Origin of the sequence: Micromonospora sp. DT15, from assembly GCF_049841475.1 — a bacterium.
Classification (GTDB): Bacteria; Actinomycetota; Actinomycetes; order Mycobacteriales; family Micromonosporaceae; genus Micromonospora.
On record NZ_JBNCKJ010000007.1, the window covers coordinates 250,688 to 269,725 of the forward strand.

15 protein-coding genes and 1 tRNA gene are annotated in these 19,038 nt (G+C 70.8%); 12 read left to right on the plus strand and 4 right to left on the minus strand.

From position 1 onward, the window contains the following. Positions 1-96: 96 nt before the first annotated feature. Positions 97-1,899: a methionine--tRNA ligase gene (gene metG / locus ACLQ3F_RS17740; RefSeq protein WP_425850154.1), complete on the plus strand. Its 1,803-nt coding sequence runs from the start codon at positions 97-99 to the stop codon at positions 1,897-1,899. 70 nt (positions 1,900-1,969) lie between these two features. On the opposite strand, the gene ACLQ3F_RS17745 is transcribed toward metG, so the two are convergent. After that, positions 1,970-4,873 (minus strand): hypothetical protein, encoded by a 2,904-nt coding sequence (locus ACLQ3F_RS17745; protein ID WP_425850156.1) that lies wholly within the window; start codon positions 4,871-4,873, stop codon positions 1,970-1,972. Positions 4,874-5,003: 130 nt separating this feature from the next. Beyond that, the gene (locus ACLQ3F_RS17750) at positions 5,004-6,251 is read right to left on the minus strand and encodes a hypothetical protein (protein WP_425850157.1); all 1,248 of its coding nucleotides are present in this window, start codon (positions 6,249-6,251) and stop codon (positions 5,004-5,006) included. A 129-nt stretch (positions 6,252-6,380) separates the two neighbouring features. Here ACLQ3F_RS17750 and ACLQ3F_RS17755 point away from each other — a divergent pair, with 129 nt between their 5' ends. From ACLQ3F_RS17755 to ACLQ3F_RS17780, 6 genes are all read left to right on the plus strand, one after another. Beyond that, positions 6,381-7,280 (plus strand): TatD family hydrolase, encoded by a 900-nt coding sequence (locus ACLQ3F_RS17755; protein ID WP_425850158.1) that lies wholly within the window; start codon positions 6,381-6,383, stop codon positions 7,278-7,280. Continuing rightward, complete coding sequence (gene rsmA / locus ACLQ3F_RS17760) at positions 7,274-8,143, plus strand: 16S rRNA (adenine(1518)-N(6)/adenine(1519)-N(6))-dimethyltransferase RsmA (protein ID WP_357261650.1); 870 nt, start codon at positions 7,274-7,276, stop codon at positions 8,141-8,143. Before ACLQ3F_RS17755 ends, rsmA begins: the two co-directional genes overlap by 7 nt. An 86-nt stretch (positions 8,144-8,229) precedes the next feature. After that, positions 8,230-9,177: a 4-(cytidine 5'-diphospho)-2-C-methyl-D-erythritol kinase gene (locus ACLQ3F_RS17765; protein WP_357208226.1), complete on the plus strand. Its 948-nt coding sequence runs from the start codon at positions 8,230-8,232 to the stop codon at positions 9,175-9,177. Between the two features lie 120 nt (positions 9,178-9,297). Beyond that, the gene (locus tag ACLQ3F_RS17770; RefSeq protein WP_357208228.1) at positions 9,298-11,103 is read left to right on the plus strand and encodes an ABC-F family ATP-binding cassette domain-containing protein; all 1,806 of its coding nucleotides are present in this window, start codon (positions 9,298-9,300) and stop codon (positions 11,101-11,103) included. Positions 11,104-11,203: 100 nt separating this feature from the next. After that, the gene (locus tag ACLQ3F_RS17775) at positions 11,204-11,659 is read left to right on the plus strand and encodes a DUF4383 domain-containing protein (protein WP_355005148.1); all 456 of its coding nucleotides are present in this window, start codon (positions 11,204-11,206) and stop codon (positions 11,657-11,659) included. Between the two features lie 209 nt (positions 11,660-11,868). Continuing rightward, positions 11,869-12,345 carry a DUF4383 domain-containing protein gene (locus ACLQ3F_RS17780; protein ID WP_357199912.1) on the plus strand — a complete coding sequence of 159 codons (477 nt, stop codon included), beginning with the start codon at positions 11,869-11,871 and terminating at the stop codon, positions 12,343-12,345. Positions 12,346-12,351: 6 nt separating this feature from the next. Here ACLQ3F_RS17780 and ACLQ3F_RS17785 read toward each other — a convergent pair whose 3' ends face one another. Together ACLQ3F_RS17785 and ACLQ3F_RS17790 are read right to left on the minus strand one after the other, a co-directional pair. Then, a complete protein-coding gene (locus ACLQ3F_RS17785; RefSeq protein ID WP_425850162.1) occupies positions 12,352-13,050 on the minus strand; it encodes a TetR family transcriptional regulator in 699 nt (232 codons plus the stop codon). A 223-nt stretch (positions 13,051-13,273) separates the two neighbouring features. Next, positions 13,274-14,239, minus strand: coding sequence for an acyl-CoA desaturase (locus ACLQ3F_RS17790; RefSeq protein ID WP_355010209.1), 966 nt, complete (start codon positions 14,237-14,239; stop codon positions 13,274-13,276). Between the two features lie 313 nt (positions 14,240-14,552). Here ACLQ3F_RS17790 and ACLQ3F_RS17795 point away from each other — a divergent pair. The 5 genes from ACLQ3F_RS17795 to pth all read left to right on the plus strand — a co-directional run bounded on the left by ACLQ3F_RS17795 (position 14,553) and on the right by pth (position 19,019). Further along, positions 14,553-14,624 (plus strand) — tRNA-Gln (locus ACLQ3F_RS17795). 110 nt (positions 14,625-14,734) lie between these two features. Beyond that, on the plus strand, positions 14,735-16,267 hold the full coding sequence (gene glmU, locus ACLQ3F_RS17800) for a bifunctional UDP-N-acetylglucosamine diphosphorylase/glucosamine-1-phosphate N-acetyltransferase GlmU (RefSeq protein WP_357199919.1): 1,533 nt from the start codon (positions 14,735-14,737) through the stop codon (positions 16,265-16,267). Positions 16,268-16,325: 58 nt separating this feature from the next. Next, positions 16,326-17,306: a ribose-phosphate diphosphokinase gene (locus tag ACLQ3F_RS17805; RefSeq protein ID WP_030329105.1), complete on the plus strand. Its 981-nt coding sequence runs from the start codon at positions 16,326-16,328 to the stop codon at positions 17,304-17,306. Between the two features lie 332 nt (positions 17,307-17,638). Continuing rightward, positions 17,639-18,334: a 50S ribosomal protein L25/general stress protein Ctc gene (locus tag ACLQ3F_RS17810; protein ID WP_357199922.1), complete on the plus strand. Its 696-nt coding sequence runs from the start codon at positions 17,639-17,641 to the stop codon at positions 18,332-18,334. Between the two features lie 94 nt (positions 18,335-18,428). Continuing rightward, entirely contained in the window at positions 18,429-19,019 is a 591-nt protein-coding gene (pth, locus tag ACLQ3F_RS17815) for an aminoacyl-tRNA hydrolase (RefSeq protein WP_357199925.1), read from the plus strand. Positions 19,020-19,038: the final 19 nt, after the last annotated feature.

Below are 19,038 nucleotides of genomic sequence, written 5' to 3' on the forward strand. Positions count from 1 at the left end.
ATCGGACCAACGGGCGAGGTGGTCGGCCCGGTCCGCCGGTCGGGCACCCCCTATTGGTTCGCGAACGCCCCGGACGGGTCACTAGGCTCACTGCTCATGAGTCACGTTCTCGCGGCAGTGGCCTGGCCGTACGCCAACGGCCCCCGCCACATCGGCCACGTCTCCGGTTTCGGCGTTCCCTCCGACGTCTTCGCCCGGTACATGCGGATGGCCGGCCACGACGTGCTCATGGTCTCCGGCACCGACGAGCACGGCACCCCGATCCAGGTGCAGGCCGACGCCGACGGGGTGACCCCGCGCGAGCTGGCCGACCGGTACAACAGGGTGATCGTCGAGGACCTGCACGGCCTCGGTCTCTCGTACGACCTGTTCACCCGCACCACCACCCGCAACCACTACGCGGTGGTGCAGGAGTTGTTCGAGGGGATGTACCGCAACGGCTACATCGTGCCGAAGACCACCATGGGCGCGATCTCCCCGTCCACCGGGCGCACCCTGCCCGACCGTTACATCGAGGGCACCTGCCCGATCTGCGGGTACGACAGCGCCCGCGGTGACCAGTGCGACAACTGCGGCAACCAACTCGACCCGATCGACCTGATCAACCCGAAGTCGCGGATCAACGGAGAGACTCCGAAGTTCGTCGAGACCGAGCACTTCTTCCTGGACCTGCCGGCCCTGGCCGAGGTGCTGCGGCAGTGGCTGGACACCCGCGAGGGGTGGCGGCCCAACGTGCTGCGGTTCTCCCGCAACCTGCTCGACGACCTCCAGCCCCGGGCGATCACCCGTGACCTGGAGTGGGGCGTACCGATCCCGCTCGAGGGCTGGCGCGACCGGTCGGACAAGCGGATCTACGTGTGGTTCGACGCGGTGATCGGCTACCTGTCCGCCTCGATCGAATGGGCCCGTCGCTCCGGCGACCCGGACGCGTGGCGGAAGTACTGGTCCGCCGACGGCGCGGGCAAGGACGCCCAGTCCTACTACTTCATGGGCAAGGACAACATCGTCTTCCACTCGGTGATCTGGCCGGCGCTGCTCTCCGGCTACTCCGGTGAGGGTTCCCGCGACGGTGAGCCGGGCGAGCTGGGTCGGCTCAACCTGCCCACCGAGGTGGTTTCGAGCGAGTACCTGACCATGGAGGGGCGCAAGTTCTCCTCGTCCCGCAAGGTGGTCATCTACGTTCGCGACTTCCTGGAGCGCTACGACGCCGACGCGCTGCGCTACTTCATCGCCGCCGCCGGCCCGGAGAGCAACGACACCGACTTCACCTGGGCCGAGTTCCTGCGCCGCAACAACGACGAGTTGGTCGCCGGTTGGGGCAACCTGGTCAACCGGTGCGTCTCGATGGCCGCGAAGAACTTCGGGACGATCCCGCCGGTCGACCCGGCCGGGCTCACCGAGGCCGACGAGGCGCTGCTCGCCGTCGCCCGGAACGGGTTCACAGGAGTCGGCGACCTGATCGGCCGGCACCGGCAGAAGCAGGCGATCGGTGAGGCCATGAAGGTGGTCGCCGAGGCCAACAGGTACCTCTCCGAGCAGGCGCCCTGGAAGCTCAAGGACGAGGCGGACAAGCCCCGGATGGGCACCATCCTGCACGTCGCCCTTCAGGTGATCAGCGATGCCAACACGCTGCTCACCCCGTTCCTGCCGCACTCCGCCCAGCAGGTGCACGAGCTGCTCGGGGGCACCGGGGTGCACGCGCCGATGCCGGTGATCGAGCAGGTCGACGACCTGGACGGCGGCCCGGCGTACCCGGTGCTGACCGGGGACTACACCGTCGGCGCGCGCTGGGAGTCGGTGTCGATCGAGGCGGGCCGCCCGCTGGCCGCGCCGAAGCCGGTGTTCCGCAAGCTCGACCCGTCGATCGTCGACGAGGAACTGGCCCGGCTCGCCGACTGAACCCCCTGCCACCGTACGGACCGCGGCCCCGGGTAGACCCCGGGGCCGCGGTTCGTACGGGTGGGCCGCGTTACGGCTGTACGAGGATGTTGTAGGACGAACTGTCCGTCCACGTGCCGTTGGCCAGTCGGCCCCGCACGGTCATCGTGTAGCTGGTCCAGTAAGGCGGAGTCCAGCTGACAGTGGCCGTGCCGTCGACGGCCGGGACGACCCGAGCGTCGTCCTCACCGACCTGGTACTCGAACTCGACAATGCCGGTGGTGCCCCCGCTGAAGGTGAACCTGCCGGCCTGACCGGCGCCGCCGCTCCACTGCCCGGCCGGGTACTCCGCCGAGGTGACCAGCGGTGCGGTGCCGACCCTGAAGCGGTACTCGGTCGCCGGGGACAGCTCCCCGCTGCGCAGCAGCTGACGGACCGACAGGGTGTTCACGCCGTTCCGGTCCGGGGTGAGGAGGAAGCCCGTGCCGGTGCCGTCCGGGTCCGCGGCCACCGTCTGCTCGGGGCCGTCGTTGAGTCGGTACCGGTACTCGGCGACGTCCGGGTACAGATCGGTCCAGAACGTCATCGAACCCGGCACACCGATGCCACCGGTGACGCTCCAGTCGCTGTACCAGCCGGCCACTCCCACCCGGTCGCTCTTCACCACGAACTCGTACGTCCGGGTCTGCGACCTGGTGCCGTCCGCGCCGTGGCTGGTGACCTCGATCGTCTGGTAGCCGGATTCGCTCGGGGTGTACGTCACGCTGGCCGTGCCGTCAGCGGCAGCGTCGACGGTCTGCTCCTGGCCCCAGTTCAGCTGGTAGGTGTACCGCTGCACACCGGGCAGGCCCGGCTGGAAGGTGAACGTGGCCTCCTTGCCCACCCGCCCGTCCGAGCTGCCCGACTGATAGGCGGCCGAACGGACGACCGGCCCGGTCCAGACCGCGAACGGCCACACCGCCGGAGGAGACAGCTCGCCGGAGGTGTACCGGGACCGGACCGTCACCTCGCGATCACCGGCTCGATCCGGGGTCCAGGTCACGCGGGCCGACCCGTACTCCGCCGATACCGTTCGCTCGGCCTCGCCGTCGAACTGGTAGACGAACTCCGTCACGTCGGGCACCCACGTGTTGAAATTGAACGACATCGGAAGTCCGAGGCCGTCCCGACGCGGCGATCCGTCGACATCCGAGGAGTAGACGGTGGGCTTGTTGTCGACGACCGAGAACTCGTACCGCGTGTCCTGCGAGATCGTTCCGTCGGCGCGCTCCGAGCGAACGTGGAGCTGGTAGTAGTTGGGCGCCTGCGGGGTCCAGGCCAACGACGCCGTCCCGTCCGCCGCCGCGGCGATTCGCGTCTCCTCGTCGTATTCGAACGCGTAGCGGTATGCCACCACGTCGGTGGTGCGAGGTCGGAAGGTGAACCTTCCCTCCACGCCGACGACGCCGTTGTGATCCCAGGCGAAGTCCGTGGACTCGATCTTCGGTGCGTCGTTGACGGACACCGACTGGTGCTGTGAGCCGGAGAGCGTGTCACCGATGTAGGCCGAGACCACGAGCTGGTACAGGCGGGATTCGGTGAACGTGACGGTGGCCGTCGCCGCAGCCTCCGCCGCCGGTACCCGCACCTCCTCGCCGCTGTCGATCCGGTAGCCGAAGGAGGTCACCTCGGCGACGGGGGAGCGCATGGTGAGCGTGCTGGGCAGATGGGTGCCGGCCACATCGACCTGCACGTTGGGCTCGGTGTACCGGACCCAGAACTCGTACTCGCGGGGCGGGGAGGCATTGCCCACGGCGTCCAGCGACCGCACCCGCATGGTCATCGGTCCGCTGCGCTGCGGCGTCCAGGTGAAGGTTGCGGCAGCGCCCGGTGCCGGTGCGTCGACCACGACGGTCGTCCCCTGGTTGGGGTCGTCGTAGCGGTAGCGGGTCACGTCGGTGTCGCCACCCGCGTCGAAGCGGAACGTGCCCGGCACGCCGACGCCTCCCGAACCCGGAGCGCCGGTGGCCGGGTATTCGGCGGAGCTCACCTGCGGAGCCTCGGCGGGAGCCTGCCCGTCCACCCGCACGTAGCAGAGGGGAGCCCACCCGGAGTCGCCGTCCCCGTCCGTCGCCCGCGCCGTCCACGCCAGGACGGTGCCGTGCGGATAGCTCGACATCTCCCACTCGGTCCGGTGCTCCTGGCCGCTGCCGTAGCTGCTGCCACCCCGCTCGCGGCGCTGGTCCGGGTGGTCCACCGGCCAGGCCGCGAAGTAGACGTCGGCCCAGTCGTTGGGGTCCGGATCACTGGCCTTCGCCGAGAACGTGATCCAGCCGCCCCCGACGGTGACCGGGTTGGTGGCGTCACCGCAGCCCTTGTTCGGGTAGAGGGAGAGGTTGCCGATCGTCGGCAGCCCGTTGTGCTGGACGCTGAGCGTGGGCCGGTAGTACAGCCAGCGGCCCTGACGTGCGTCCCGCTCGGCCTCCGCGTTCAGCCGAAGCTCCAGGTGCAGCCGCTTCTCCCCCCGCGCGAGGGCGGCCTGGACGGTGCTGGTGAGGTCCTGCACGAGCGAACCGGGACACTCGGCTCCGGCGCCGCCGGCGCTCATCGTGCCGAGCTTCTCCTGCTCGACCGGAGGCTTCTTCCAAGAGTTGGTGTTGGCGAACCCGGCGGTACGCCACAACTCGACCGATGCCGCCTTGCCGCAGTCGGTGACCTTCTTCTCCCGCACGATCAGGTCCGCGTCGGACAACTGCCTACCGGCCAGCTCGGCCAGGCTGATGGAGAAGTAGAAGCGGGAGGTGTGGGCGTTCTCCTCGGCGTCCAGCCAGCGCCCGACGGGGGCGTCGGTCTGGGCGTTGACGGTGGCGCGAGTGGGCGTGGCGGAGTCGGTGTAGGCCCAGCTCGAGGCCGGGATCTGGATGTTGGTGTAGGCGAGCGCTGGGCTGGGCGCGACGAGCGCGCCGGCAGCGACGGCCACCACCACGGTGGCGGCTGACAGCCTTCGACGAAACACTATGGGAAACCTCCGGAGAGACGCCGGCGCGCAGCACGCCGGAAGCTCCGACCCTAATGATCATCTAAGTGTCGTGGTGTCCCGTTTCCACACCGAACGGCTCGCTCTCCCAACCCGGGAGGGGGAGCCGTCACATCGCGTACCGGGTGTCCATCACCTGGTCGTCGGTCACCTCGGCGCCCGGCGCCCAGGCCTCGTAGACGCCGCGTTCCTGGCACTGCGCGCCGGTCGTGACCACGGTGTCCGGGTTCGGGTAGCGCAGGCGCACCCGCAGCCAGCCGGCCTCCTCCCGCAGCACCAGGCACGGCACCCCCCGCCACTGGGCGAACCGGAGCCGGCGGGCCACCGCGTCGACCGGGTAACGGGCCGCCCGGGTCATCGCCAGCACCCGGAACCCACCGGGCAGGTCGGCGACCGCCTCGTACTCGCTGTCGCCGTACATGCCGACCAGCTGGGTGGAGCGGGGGACGTCGGCGTTCGGCACGTACTCCTGGTCCGGGGAGAGTCCCGGCACCGCGGCCAGCAGGTGCCGCCACTGCGGGCCCACCATCCGCAGCCACCCGCGTTGCTCGGCCTGGTACGTGTACAGCACCACCTCCATCCCCTCCGCCGGGTACGCGATGAGGGCGGCGTTCGCCGGCATCGGCAGGTCGGCGAAGTCCCGGGTGATGAACTCCGGGATGAGCTGACCGTTGCTGGGCACGAAGCCGGTGCCGAGCACCGGGGCGCCGAGCCGGTCCCGGGCGGCCAGCGCGGTCAGGCCACGGTGTGCCGGGCCCACCGGCACCTCGTAGTCGCCCGGGTCGGACGCGCGCCAGCGCAGCGCGTACGTCACGTCCGTGTCGTCCCGGCCAGCGTCACCGTCCGTACGCAGCACCGTCGTCGTCGCCGGCGTACGCAGGTGCGCCACATCGTGCTCGCGGTAGCAGAAGCCGTGCGGCAGCCAACCCCGTACGTAGCCGGCGAGCTGCTGGGCCGAGAGCACCTTCATCATCCGGGTGCCCCGCCGGACCACCGCCGACGCGCGCGCGGCCACCAGCATTTGGTCGCCCGCTGCCGCCGGCTGCTGGCTGAGCTGGTGCAGGTACGCCCAACCCCGCTCGCGGTGAGCGGGCATCAGCAGCGGCGTCTCCGGCTCGTCGGCCGGCTCCGTCAGCCCCTGCACAGCCGTCACCTCGGTGACGTGCACGAACCGGTGCCACGGCAGGGCGCTACCCGGGCGGGGTGCCCACTCGAAGCCGGCCACCTCGTCGGCGCTGAACAACTCGTACGCGGCGCCCCGGGCGATCTCCTCCGCCGGGTACACGCCGCCACCGAACGCCACGTTCAGTCCGATCCGTTCGCCGGCGCTGCCACCGGCCTGGGGAGTGACGCTCATGCCGTCGCCTCGCTGCTCGGTGGGATGAGGTCCGCACGCTGTCGCGTCCGCTCGTGAGCGACCGTAGAGTCGCGCGGCGTAGTCGGGGTGAACGTCGGGTGGCGGGCAGATGGACAGGCCCGGTGTGTGATGCTGTCGCTGATGAGCGAGCCCACTGAATCCCGCCGCGAGCGTGCCGCCCGGCGGGCCGGAGAGTTTCCGCCCGCCCCCGAGTCGTTGCCCCGGGCGGTGCTGGACAGCCACACCCACCTGGACATCACGGTCAGCGAGGCCGGTGTGCCCGGCGGCGGGCCGGCCGACGACCCGGTCGCCGTGGCCATCGCGTTGGCCACCAAGGTCGGCGTGGACCGGCTGGTCCAGGTGGGCGTGGACGTCGCCTCGTCCCGGTGGGGCGCGGACATCGCCGACGAGTACCCCGCGGTGCTGGCCACCGTGGCGCTGCACCCCAACGAGGCACCCCGGCTCGGCGACCTCGACGAGGCGTTGCGGGAGATCGAGTCACTCGCCGCCCGCGACCGGGTCCGGGGGATCGGCGAGACCGGAATGGACTTCTTCCGGACCGGCGACGAGGGGCGTGCCGCGCAGGAGCACAGTTTCCGGGCGCACATCGCCATCGCCAAGCGGTACGACAAGACGCTTGTCATCCATGACCGTGACGCGCACGCCGACGTGCTGCGCATCCTCGACGACGAGGGTGCTCCCGACCGGGTGGTGCTGCACTGCTTCTCCGGCGACGCCGACTTCGCCAGCGAGTGCGTCCGCCGCGGCTACCTGCTGAGCTTCGCCGGCACCGTCACCTTCGGCAGCGCGACGGCGCTACGCGAGGCCGCCGCGCTCACCCCGGTGGATCAGATGCTGGTGGAGACCGACGCCCCGTACCTCACCCCGATGCCGTACCGAGGCCGGCCGAACGCGTCGTACCTGATTCCGCTCACCGTCCGCGCGCTCGCCGCGACCACCGGCAGCGATCTGAACGAGCTGTGCGCGGCCATTTCCGCCACCGGCGAGCGGGCCTTCGGCCCGTGGTGAGCCTGCTCGGCCCGGCGGAGATCCGGGAACTCGCCGCCCGGTTGGGCGTCGCGCCCACCAAGAAGCTGGGCCAGAACTTCGTGCACGACCCGAACACTGTGCGCCGGATCGTGACCGCCGCCGGCCTCACCCCCGACGACGTGGCCCTGGAGGTGGGGCCCGGGCTCGGCTCGCTGACCCTGGGGCTGCTGCCGGTCGCCGGGCACGTGCACGCCGTGGAGATCGACCCGGTGCTCGCCGGGGCGCTGCCGGAGACCGTCGCGCGGCACGCCGAGGGCGATGCCGCCCGGCTCACCGTGCACCGCGCGGACGCGCTGCGCATCGCCGCCGCCGAGCTGGGCGACCCGGCGCCGACGGCGCTTGTGGCGAACCTGCCCTACAACGTCGCCGTGCCCGTCGTGCTGCACCTGCTCGCCGTGCTACCCACCCTGCGCCACGGCCTGGTGATGGTGCAGAAGGAGGTCGCCGACCGGCTCGTCGCCGGTCCCGGCTCCAAGGTGTACGGCATCCCGTCGGTGAAGCTCGCCTGGTACGCCCAGGCCCGGAGCGCCGGCAAGGTGCCGCCGAACGTGTTCTGGCCGGTGCCCAACGTCGACTCCGGCCTGGTCGCCTTCACCTGCCACGAGCCGCCCCGCATCGACGTACCGCGGGAGCGGGTCTTCGCCGTGGTGGACGCGGCGTTCGCGCAGCGGCGCAAGACGCTGCGCGCCGCGTTGGCGGGCTGGGCCGGTGGCGCGGACCGGGCCGCCGCGGCGCTCACCGCCGCCGGCGTCGACCCCGGCGCCCGTGGGGAGTCACTGACCGTCGAGCAGTTCGCCGCCATCGCCGCGTCGGCCCCGGTCGGTACGCCGGCCGGGAAGTAGGCTGACGCCGTGCCCGCCGAGGACGCTGAGGAGCTGATCGTGGCCAAGCCGTTCGACATCCGCCTGCCCGTGCGGGACGTCACCCCGTGACCGAGGCCTGGCGACCGGACGACGACGAGCGACGCGGAGCCATCGGCCCGGTGCGGGTACGGGTGCCCGCGAAGATCAACCTGCACCTCGGGGTGGGCCCGCTGCGCCGGGATGGCTACCACGAGCTGAACACCGTCTACCACGCCATCTCGATCTACGACGAGCTGACGGCCCGCCGGGGCGACACCCTCGCCCTGACCATGGAGGGTGAGGGCACCGGCGAGCTGGCCCTGGACGACACCAACCTGGTGATCCGTGCCGCGCACGCCCTCGCCGGGTACGCGGGGGTGCTGCCGCACGCCCGACTGCACCTGCGCAAGCAGATCCCGCTCGCCGGTGGGTTGGCCGGCGGCAGCGCCGACGCGGCCGCCGCGCTGGTGGCCTGCGACGCGCTCTGGGGCACCGGGCTGTCCCGCGACGAGCTGGCCGGCATCGCCGCCGACCTCGGCTCGGACGTGCCGTTCCTGATCTACGGTGGCACCGCGCTGGGCACCGGCCGGGGCGAGGCGGTCAGCCCCGTGTTGGCCCGCGCCACCTCCTGGCACTGGGTGGTGGCGATCGCCGACGTCGGCCTCTCCACGCCGGCCGCGTACCGGGAGCTGGATCGGCTCCGCGACTCCGGTGCCGCCGGTACCCCGCTGGGCAGCACCGACGCGCTGCTGGGGGCGCTGCGCCAGCGTGACCCCCGGGTGCTCGCCCGTACGCTCGGCAACGACCTCCAGGACGCCGCGCTGGCCATGCGTCCGGCGCTGGCCGACACTCTGAAGGCCGGCGAGGCGGCCGGCGCGCTCACCGGCATCGTCTCCGGCTCCGGCCCGACCTGCGTGTTTCTCGCCGCCACCGCGGCCGACGCGGAGCGGATCGCCGCCGAGCTGACCACCGCGGGCGTCTGCCGGGAGGCGCGGGTAGCACACGGTCCGGTAGCCGGCGCCCGCGTCGGCTGACGACCCGTTCCACCGGAGCTGCCGGCGCGCGGCGCGGGCGTTCGGGGCTTCCGCGTACCCTTGGGACAGGCGTCCAGGTGCCCGCCGGCACCGGGACGCCTTGATCATGAAGGGTGGAACGTGGCGAACATCGTCAATCTGGACCGGGTGTCCAAGGGGTACGGCGCCGCCGGGCGGCTGCTCACGGACGTCTCGCTCGGCCTGGACGACGCCGACCGGATCGGCGTGGTCGGCCTCAACGGCGCCGGCAAGTCCACCCTGCTGCGGCTGCTCACCAAGCAGGAGGACCCCGACGACGGTCGGGTGACCCACCGCCGTGACCTGCGTGTGCTCTGGCTGCCGCAGCAGCTCACCCTCGCTCCCGAGGCGACCGTCCGGGACGTGGTGCTCGGCACCGCCTGGCTCGCCGAGGGCATGGGCGCCGAGCACGAGTGGGCCGGCGACTCCGGGGTGCGGGCCATCCTCGACGGCCTCGGCATGCCGCACCTCGGCCTCGACCAGCCGGTCGGCCCGATGTCCGGTGGCGAACGCCGCCGCGTGGCGCTCGCCGCGCTGCTCGTGCGCGACTCCGACCTGCTCATCCTCGACGAGCCCACCAACCACCTGGACGTCGGCGGGGTCGACTGGCTGGCCCGGCACCTGGTCGGCCGCAAGGGCGCCCTCGTCGTGGTCACCCACGACCGGTGGTTCCTGGACGCGGTCTGCACCAACACCTGGGAGGTCGCCGACCAGACCGTCCGCGCCTACGAGGGTGGCTTCGCCGCCTGGACCCTCGCCCGCGCCGAGCGCGAGCGGGTCGCCGCCGCCACCGAGGCCCGCCGGCAGAACCTGCTCCGCAAGGAGATCGCCTGGCTGCGCCGTGGCCCGCCCGCGCGGACCTCCAAGCCGCAGTTCCGCATCGACGCCGCGAACGCGTTGATCGCCGACGTGCCGCCGGCGCGCGACACCATGTCGTTGCAGCGGATGGCGGTTTCCCGCCTGGGCAAGCAGGTGTACGAGCTGGAGAACGTCGAGCTGCACGCCGGCCCGAAGGAAATCCTGCGCGACACCTCCTGGCTCGTCGGCCCCGGCGACCGGATCGCCATCCTCGGTGCCAACGGCGCCGGCAAGACCACGCTGCTGCGGATGCTCGCCGGCATCACCCGCCCCGATGGCGGTCGCCTCGGCACCGGCTCCACGGTGCGGCCCGCTTTCCTCTCCCAGGAGCTCACCGAGCTGCCCGGGCACCTGCGGGTGCTGGAGGCGGTGGAGGACGTCGCCCGCCGGGTTCAGCTCGGCGACCGGGAGGTCTCCGCTTCGCAGCTCGCCGAGGTGTTCGGCTTCGACGACCGCCGGCTCTGGACCCCGGTCAGTGATCTCTCCGGTGGGGAGCGCCGGCGGTTGCAGATGCTGCGGCTGCTGGCCGGCGAGCCCAACGTGCTGCTCTTCGACGAGCCCACCAACGACCTGGACACGGACACCCTCGCCTCGCTGGAGGACCTGCTCGACTCGTGGCCCGGCACGATCATCGTGGCCAGCCACGACCGTTACCTGATCGAGCGGGTCACCGACACGGCGTACGGGATGTTCGGCGACGGTCGACTGGTGCACCTGCCGGGCGGTGTGGACGAATACCTCGCGCGGACCGCCGAGCGGGCCGGCTCTCCCCGGGCGGGCGTGACCTCGACCTCCGCACCCGGTGCTCCCTCGGGAGGCGGTATGACCGCCGCCGAGGTCCGGCAGGCCCGCAAGGAACTGACCCGGCTGGAGCGCCAGCTCAGCAAGCTTGACCAGCGCGAGACCACGCTGCTCGATCAGCTTGCGGCGGACGCCACCGACTACGCCCGGGTCGCCGAGTTGGACACCCAGCTGAAGGATCTGCGCGCCGAACGGGAGCGGATCGAGGAGAGCTGGATGACCCTCGCCGAGGACCTGCCCGAGAGCTGACCGGCCGGGCGCGCCGGCCCGGCCCCCGTGTGCGGCGTCACACCACCACATGCGAGACAATCGTCGGCGACACCTACCCCACGGCGTTGGAGACACAGACATGGCACACACCCCCGTCAACCACCCCGCGCGGCCGATCTACCGGGCGATCGGCGGGCTGACCGGTCTGTACCTGGTCGTCTTCGGGGTGCTCGGCATCATCGCCAGCACCGGCAACGAGATCCTCGCCCAGGACGACACCCGGGTCCTCGGTCAGGGCACCAACCTCGGCTTCTCGCTGTTCAGCGTGCTGGTCGGGGTCGTCGTGCTGGTCGGCACCGCGCTTGGCCGCAACATCGACGTGGCGATCAACCAGTGGCTGGCGTACGGCCTCATGGTGGTCAGCCTGGCCGGTCTCGCGTTCATCCGGACCGACGCCAACATCTTCAACTTCAGCATCACCACTGTGGTCGTGGTGATGACGGCAGCCCTGGTGCTGCTCATGGTCGGCATGTACGGCAAGGTCGGCACGGATGACGAGGCGGAGGCGTTCCAGAAGGCTCGTCTCGTTCTCTGATCTTCTTGGGTTGCGGTCTAGGGTTTTCCGCCGGAGCCCGAGCTGCTCCGGGCGGTCAGGCTTGATCCCTGCGCAGCTCGGGCTCCGGCGGAAAACCTGACCTGGTCCAGCCATTCGGCGGACCCCTTCCGGCTTTGTGGCTTTCTCGGACAGTTGACTGGACCCTGGGCGACAATTCCCCTGAAACGGTCACTTCAGGGGGTCTGGGCATGCCGCATTTTCCGGTCAACCATCCGGCACGGCCGCTCTACCGGGTCCTCTCCGGGCTGATCGGCGTCTACATCCTGGTCTTCGGCGTGTGGGGCGTCGCCGAGACGATCGGGGACCCGCTCTTCGCCCGTAACAGCACCTGGGCCCTCGGGCTCCGGACCAACCTGGCCTTCTCGCTGGCCTCGGTGATCTTCGGGGTCGTCCTGATCATCGGGGCCTCGCGGCGTACCAACCTCGGCCACTACATGAACCTCACGGCGGGCGTGGTGTTCCTGGTGACCAGCATCCTGATGATGTCGGTGCTGCAGACCGGAGGGAACTTTCTCAACTTCTCGATGTCGACAGTGATCGTGTCGATGCTGTTCGGCCTGATCCTGCTCGGCACCGGCCTCTACGACAAGGTCGGCCCACCGGAATCCGCCGAGGCGGAGTTGGAGCACCGCAAGCACCCGGTGGCCGACGTGCACCGCCGCTGATCGGGGTCAGTTGCGCCGCGCGGTGATCAGCGTCGGCTTGGCCTCCAGGTGCGACAACCCGTTCCAGGCCAGGTTGACGAGGTGCGCCGCCACCGTCTCCTTGCGCGGCTTACGCACCTCCAACCACCAGCGGCCGGTCAACGCCACCATGCCGACAAGCGCCTGCGAGTACAGCTCGGCGAGCTTCGGGTCGTACCCGCGGCTCTTGTACTCGGCGCCCAGGATGTGCTCGACCTGGTGCGCCACGTCGTTCATGACGCTGCTGAAGGTGGCCGTGCCGGACATCAGCGGCGACTCGCGGACCAGCACCCGGAAACCGCTGGTCTCCTCCTCGATGTAGGTCAGGAGGGCGAGCGCCGCCTGTTCCAGGAGCTCCCGCGGATGCCCGGCGGTCAACGCCGTGGTGATCCGGTCGAGCAGGGCCCGGACCTCCCGGTCCACCACCACCGCGTAGAGCCCTTCCTTGCCACCGAAGTGCTCGTAAACCACCGGCTTGGAGACCTTGGCGCGGGCCGCCACCTCCTCGATGGAGGTGGCGTCGAAACCGCGTTCCGCGAAGAGTTGCCGGCCGGTCGCGATCAACTGTTCCCGGCGTTGGGCCGCCGACATGCGGATCCGGGAGGGAGGTTTGGCTTTCGGTGCCGCCGTCGGCGTCGTCCGTCGGCCGCCGACAGCTGCCGCCTGCTCGTCGCTGACCTCAGGCATGTCGCCGCCTCGCTGGCGCTCGGTGACGCCCTGCCGTGGAATGGTTCCTCCGCTGTGCCCGTTCACGTCGTCGCCTAACTGTCGGGCGGTTCGACCGCCCTGACGCGCCGTTCGACCGTACCCGGATCGGGCTCGGCTCCCGCCGGCCGAGCCGCCTGGTGCCCCCGCATGGCTCGGTCACCCGGCCATCCTGCCAGGCGGCATCCTCTGGCACCGCCCGGTTTCAGCGGGGTGCGACCGGCTTCACCAGCTTGGCGGCGAGGCGCTCGGGCTTTGGCCAGCGCACCTGTGTTGCCGCGCCGGTCTTCTCGAACAACCAGATCACCCGGGCGGAGATGTCCACCTGACCGCGCAGCACGCCGTGCCGGGCGCTGGTGGGGTCGGCGTGGTGCAGGTTGTGCCAGCTCTCGCCGAACGACAGGATCGCCAGCGGCCAGAAGTTCGACGCGCGGTCGCCCTGGCGCATCGCGAACGGACGCTCACCGTAGACGTGGCACACCGAGTTGATCGCCCAGGTGACGTGGTGCAGGAGGCCGATCCGGACCAGCCCGGCCCAGAAGAACGCGGTCAGCGCGCCCTGCCAGGACCAGGTCACCAGGCCGCCGATCAGCGCCGGGCCGAGCAGCGAGATGGCCACCAGCGCGGGGAAGAGTCGGTCGACCCGGCTGATGTCCCGGTCGGCGATGAGGTCCGGTGCGAAACGCGCGCGGTTGGACAGCTCCCGGCGGAAGAGCCAGCCCACGTGTGCGTGGAACAGGCCCCGGGTCAACGCCCAGAAGCTGGTGCCGAAGCGCCACGGCGAGTGCGGGTCACCCTCCAGGTCGGAGAACGCGTGGTGGCGCCTATGGTCGGCGACCCACTGAATGATCTCGCCCTGTACCGCCAGCGAACCCGCGACCGCCAGAGTCACCCGCAGCCACCGCTTGGCCTTGAACGAGCCGTGGGTGAAGTAGCGGTGGAAGCCGACGGTGATGCCGAGCCCGGAGACGACGTACCAGACGAGGCCGATGATCACGTCGGTCCAGCCGAGCCAGCCGCCCCACGCCACCGGAACGGCGACCAGCAGAGCGACGAAGGGGATCACCACGAAAGCCCAGAGGGCGGCCAGGATGCCGGGGGACTGGCTGCCGTCGGTGAGTGGCTTGGGGCCGGATCCGGCGGTGTTGGGATCGAGTACAGCAGTGGACATGGGACCTCGCAGGGGGATGGTAACGATCACTAAGTTACGCCTACGTCACCGTAACTTACGGCACCGTAGATCGCATCTGGAAGTTTGAAATCGCCTTCGCGTAACTGTATGAAGTCGCAGGTCAAACGGTCCGGTCGCGGAGACCCGACCAACCCGGTCCGGGGGTGGCCGAGGTGCGGGCCGACGACCCCTGGACCGTTCACGGCATCGACCGCTCGCCGTGCGGTGGGATGAGCGCTGGCGCCCGACGGCCGGGGCGCTAAGGTGTAGCGGCGAGGTGTCCATCCCTCGTGCGACGTGCTCGCGTCGGTGATCGGCCGTGGTGTAATTGGCAACACCCGGGTCTTTGGTACCCGTATTTCAGGTTCGAACCCTGGCGGCCGAGCTGCCCACCTGCGTCCGTTTTGGGGCCCGGTGGGGGTAAGAGGGAAACGTGCCGGGCCTCGCGGCTAGCATGGCCGCGAGAGTGTCCGCCGTCCCGACGGGAGCCACGTCGTGCCCCAGCCCCACCTCCGTACCGTCGTCGTGCTTGCCGCCGGTGAGGGCAAGCGGATGAAGTCGACACTGCCCAAGGTGCTGCACCCCCTGCTCGGCCGGACGCTCCTCGGTCACGTGCTGAGCGCCGCCGCCCCGTTGGGCGCTGACCGCACCGTCGTCGTGGTGGGGCACGGCGCCGACCAGGTGCGGGCGCACCTGTCCGAGATCGCCCCGGACGCCACTCCGGTGCTCCAGGCCGAGCAGCTCGGCACCGGGCATGCCGTACGGATCGCGCTGGAGGCCGTACCGGAAGGTGCCGGCACCGTCGTGGTGATCAACGGTGACGTGCCCCTGCTGCGGCCGGAGACGGTGGGCGCGCTGGTGACCGCGCACGAGGAGGCCGCCGCGGCGGCCACGGTGCTGGCCGCCGAGGTGCCCGACCCGACCGGCCTCGGGCGGATCGTCAGGGACGCCGACGGGCGCCTGGAGCAGATCGTCGAGGAACGCGACGCCGACCCGACGCAGCGCGCGATCCGGGAGATCAACGCCGGCATCTACGCGTTCGACGCGGTGCGGCTGCGCGAGGCGCTGGGCAAGCTCTCCACCGACAACGACCAGGGCGAGGAGTACCTGACCGACGTCTTCGGTCTGCTCCGTTCCGCCGGTGAGCCGGTGGCGGTGCACGTCGCCGTGGACCACGTCGAGACGTTGGGCTGCAACGACCGGGTGGAGCTGGCCACGCTGCGGCGGCTGCTGCGCGACCGGATCAACGAGGCGTGGATGCGCACCGGGGTGAGCCTGCTCGACCCCGCCACCACCTGGATCGACGTGACGGTCGCGCTGGACCGGGACGCGGTGATCGACCAGAACACCCAGTTGCGCGGCGGCACGGTGATCGGCGCGGGCGCGCTGATCGGGCCGGATGTCACCCTGATCGACACGATCGTCGGCCCCGCCGCGTCGGTGATCCGCAGCCACGCCGTCGGCGCCGAGGTGGGCGCGGGCGCGACCGTCGGGCCGTACGCGTACCTGCGGCCGGCCGCCCAGCTGGCCGAGAAGGCGAAGATCGGCACGTTCGTCGAGGTGAAGAACTCGCAGATCGGCGCTGGCGCGAAGGTGCCGCACCTGACGTACGTCGGCGACGCGACGATCGGCGAGCAGACCAACATCGGCGCCGCGTCCGTCTTCGTGAACTACGACGGGGTCAACAAGCACCGCACGGTGATCGGCAGCCACGCGCGGACCGGCGCGGACAACATGTTCGTGGCGCCGGTCGAGGTGGGCGACGGGGCGTACACGGCGGCTGGTTCGGTGATCGTCGACGACGTGCCGGCCGGGGCGATGGGCGTCGCCCGGGCGCGCCAGCGCAACATCGAGGGCTGGGTCGTCAAGCGACGCGCCGGCACTGCCGCGGCGGAGGCGGCGCAGCGGGCCCGCGACGCGAAGGGTGCGGCCGGTACGACTGGTGTTGCAAGCCACAGTGAGGCAATCCACGGGGCGACCGAGACGGTGGGCGGCGCATCCGGCGCGGGAGATACTGCAACCGAATAGTCCCCGACCCACCACCACCGGGTCGGGTACCGCCGACATAACGGGAGCAGACGGGCCCATGGGCAGCATCGTCGCCGAAAACCGCAAAAGCCTGATGCTCTTTTCCGGACGTGGCTTTCCGGAGTTGGCCAAGGAGATCGGCGAGGTGCTCGGCGTCGCGCCGACGCCCGCCGACGCGTACGAGTTCGCCAACGGCGAGATCTTCGTACGGTTCAAGGACTCGGTACGTGGTTCGGACGCCTTCGTGGTCCAGTCCGTCACGCACGGGGTGAACACCTGGGTCATGGAGACCCTGATCATGGTGGACGCGCTGAAGCGGGGGTCGGCCAAGCGGATCACCGTGGTGCTGCCGTTCTACCCGTACGCCCGCCAGGACAAGAAGCACCGTGGTCGGGAGCCGATCTCTGCCCGCCTGGTGGCGGACCTGCTGAAGACCGCCGGCGCGAACCGCATCCTCACCGTCGACCTGCACACCGCGCAGATCCAGGGCTTCTTCGACGGCCCGGTGGACCACCTCTTCGCGATGGACATCCTCGCCGAGTACGTGGAGCACAAGTACGCCGGACGGCCGATGACGGTGGTGGCACCGGATTCGGGGCGGGTGCGGGTGGCCGAGCGGTGGACCGACCGGTTGGGCGGGTGCCCGCTGGCGTTCATCCACAAGACCCGTGACCCGATGAAGCCGAACCAGGTCGTGGCGAACCGGGTCGTCGGCGAGGTGGAAGGCCGGGTCTGCCTGATCGTCGACGACATGATCGACACCGGTGGCACCATCGCCAAGGCCGCGGACATCCTCAAAGAGTCGGGCGCGGCGGAGATCGTTGTCGCGTCCACCCACGCGCTGCTGTCCGACCCGGCCACCGAGCGGCTCAAGAACAGCTCGATCAGCGAGATCGTGGTGACGAACACCCTGCCGCTCCCCCCGGAGAAGCAACTGGACAAGCTCACCGTGCTGTCGATCGCGCCGCTGCTGGCGCGGGCGATCCGCGAGGTCTTCGACGACGGTTCGGTTACCACCCTCTTCGGTGGCCTGAGCTGAGCCTGAGCCCCGTTTCCCCACTCGGCGTGCCGGTGGGGGGCGGGGCTGTCAAACTGGTGGAAACGGGGCCGGCACGCTGGTGGGAACGCCACCGACGCGCCGGTCTTGAGCCGTGATCGGGGACTGCCGGAAACCCTGGAAACAGCTCGGGTAGACTGGTGCGGTTGCCACGGCGAGGGTGCCCGGCGGGCCGCTGAAAAGCGCCGCACGGAGGCACCGTCATCGACGCGGTGCTCCGGGCAGTCGTTCATGACGCATGAGCCCCAGCGAGCCCCTCGCCCAGCACCGTTAGACGACAAGCCGCCGCAGCGAAAAGCATCAGGAGTTTCCCCGTGTCCGAGGTAAAGATCAGCGCCGAGCCCCGTACCGAGTTCGGCAAGGGTGGTGCCCGCCGTACCCGCCGGGCCGGCAAGGTGCCTGCCGTGCTGTACGGCCACGGCGAGAAGCCGAAGCACATCGCGCTGCCGTCGCGGGAGTTCGCCGCCGCGATCCGCAAGGGCGGTGCCAACCAGCTCTTCGCGATCGACATCACCGACGGCACCCAGGTGCTGGCGCTGCCGAAGGCGATCCAGCGTGACCCGATCCGCGACACCTTCGATCACGTCGACCTGATCCTGGTCCGTCGGGGCGAGAAGGTCACCGTCGAGGTCCCGGTCCAGCTGACCGGCGAGGCCGCCCGGGACACCCTGATCGTGCACGACCACGACACCCTGTCGGTGACCGCGGACGCCACCAAGGTTCCGGACCACCTCGAGGCGTCGATCGAGGGCATGGAGGCGGGCACCCAGGTGACCGCCGGCGATGTCACGCTGCCCTCCGGCGTCGAGCTGGCCGCCGACTCGGATCTGACCGTCGCGTCGGTGACCGCCGCCCCGACCGCCGAGCAGCTCGAGGCGACGCTGCCCGACGTCGAGGTTGCCACCGACGAGGCCGAGGCCGAGGTCGGCGAGACCACCGAGGGCTCCGAGGGCGCGGACGAGGCCCCGGCCGAGGGCGCCGAGACGACCGAGGCGCGCACCGAGGCCTGATCGGTTCGTACTGTGCGACAGGCGTCCCCGGATGTTCGGGGGCGCCTGTCGGCATATCGGGAGTCGCTGCGTTGGGCGTCGGAGAGGACGGGTCGTGACAGACGAGGCGGGGCCGTGGCTGGTGGTCGGCCTGGGCAACCCGGGCCGGGAGTACGCCGGCAACCGGCACAACGTCGGGTTCATGGTGGCGGAACTGCTGGCCGGGCGGGTGGGTGCGCGTTTCGGCCGGCACAAGCGGGCGGTGGCCGAGGTGGCCGAGGCGCGGCTGGGGTTCGGTGGGCCGAAGCTGGTGCTGGTCAAGCCACTGACGTACATGAACCTGTCCGGCGGGCCGGTCGCCGCCCTGGCCCAGTTCTACAAGGTGCCGCCCGCGCAGGTGATCGCGGTGCATGACGAGCTGGACATCGACTTCGGCCAGGTGCGGGTCAAGTTCGGCGGCGGCGAGGGCGGGCACAACGGCCTGCGCTCGATGTCGAAGTCGTTGGGGACCAAGGACTACGCCCGGGTGCGGTTCGGCGTCGGCCGACCGCCGGGGCGGCAGGATCCGGCGGATTACGTGCTGTCGGATTTTGGCGCGGCCGAGCGCAAGGAGTTGGATTTCCTGGTGGACCGGGCCGCCGACGTGGTGGAGTCGGTGATCGTCAAGGGCGTGGAGCCGACCCAGAACCTCTACCACGGCGGCTGAGCCGGGCGGGGCGTACCCG

Coding starts and splice junctions, on each gene's coding strand:
- ACLQ3F_RS17790 (WP_355010209.1), bottom strand. CDS start 14,239: ATGTCCACTGCTGTACTCGATCCCAACACCGCCGGATCCGGCCCCAAG.
- ACLQ3F_RS17780 (WP_357199912.1), top strand. CDS start 11,869: ATGCCGCATTTTCCGGTCAACCATCCGGCACGGCCGCTCTACCGGGTC.
- ACLQ3F_RS17785 (WP_425850162.1), bottom strand. CDS start 13,050: ATGCCTGAGGTCAGCGACGAGCAGGCGGCAGCTGTCGGCGGCCGACGG.
- ACLQ3F_RS17775 (WP_355005148.1), top strand. CDS start 11,204: ATGGCACACACCCCCGTCAACCACCCCGCGCGGCCGATCTACCGGGCG.
- metG (WP_425850154.1), top strand. CDS start 97: ATGAGTCACGTTCTCGCGGCAGTGGCCTGGCCGTACGCCAACGGCCCC.
- ACLQ3F_RS17805 (WP_030329105.1), top strand. CDS start 16,326: ATGGGCAGCATCGTCGCCGAAAACCGCAAAAGCCTGATGCTCTTTTCC.
- ACLQ3F_RS17755 (WP_425850158.1), top strand. CDS start 6,381: ATGCTGTCGCTGATGAGCGAGCCCACTGAATCCCGCCGCGAGCGTGCC.
- ACLQ3F_RS17750 (WP_425850157.1), bottom strand. CDS start 6,251: ATGAGCGTCACTCCCCAGGCCGGTGGCAGCGCCGGCGAACGGATCGGA.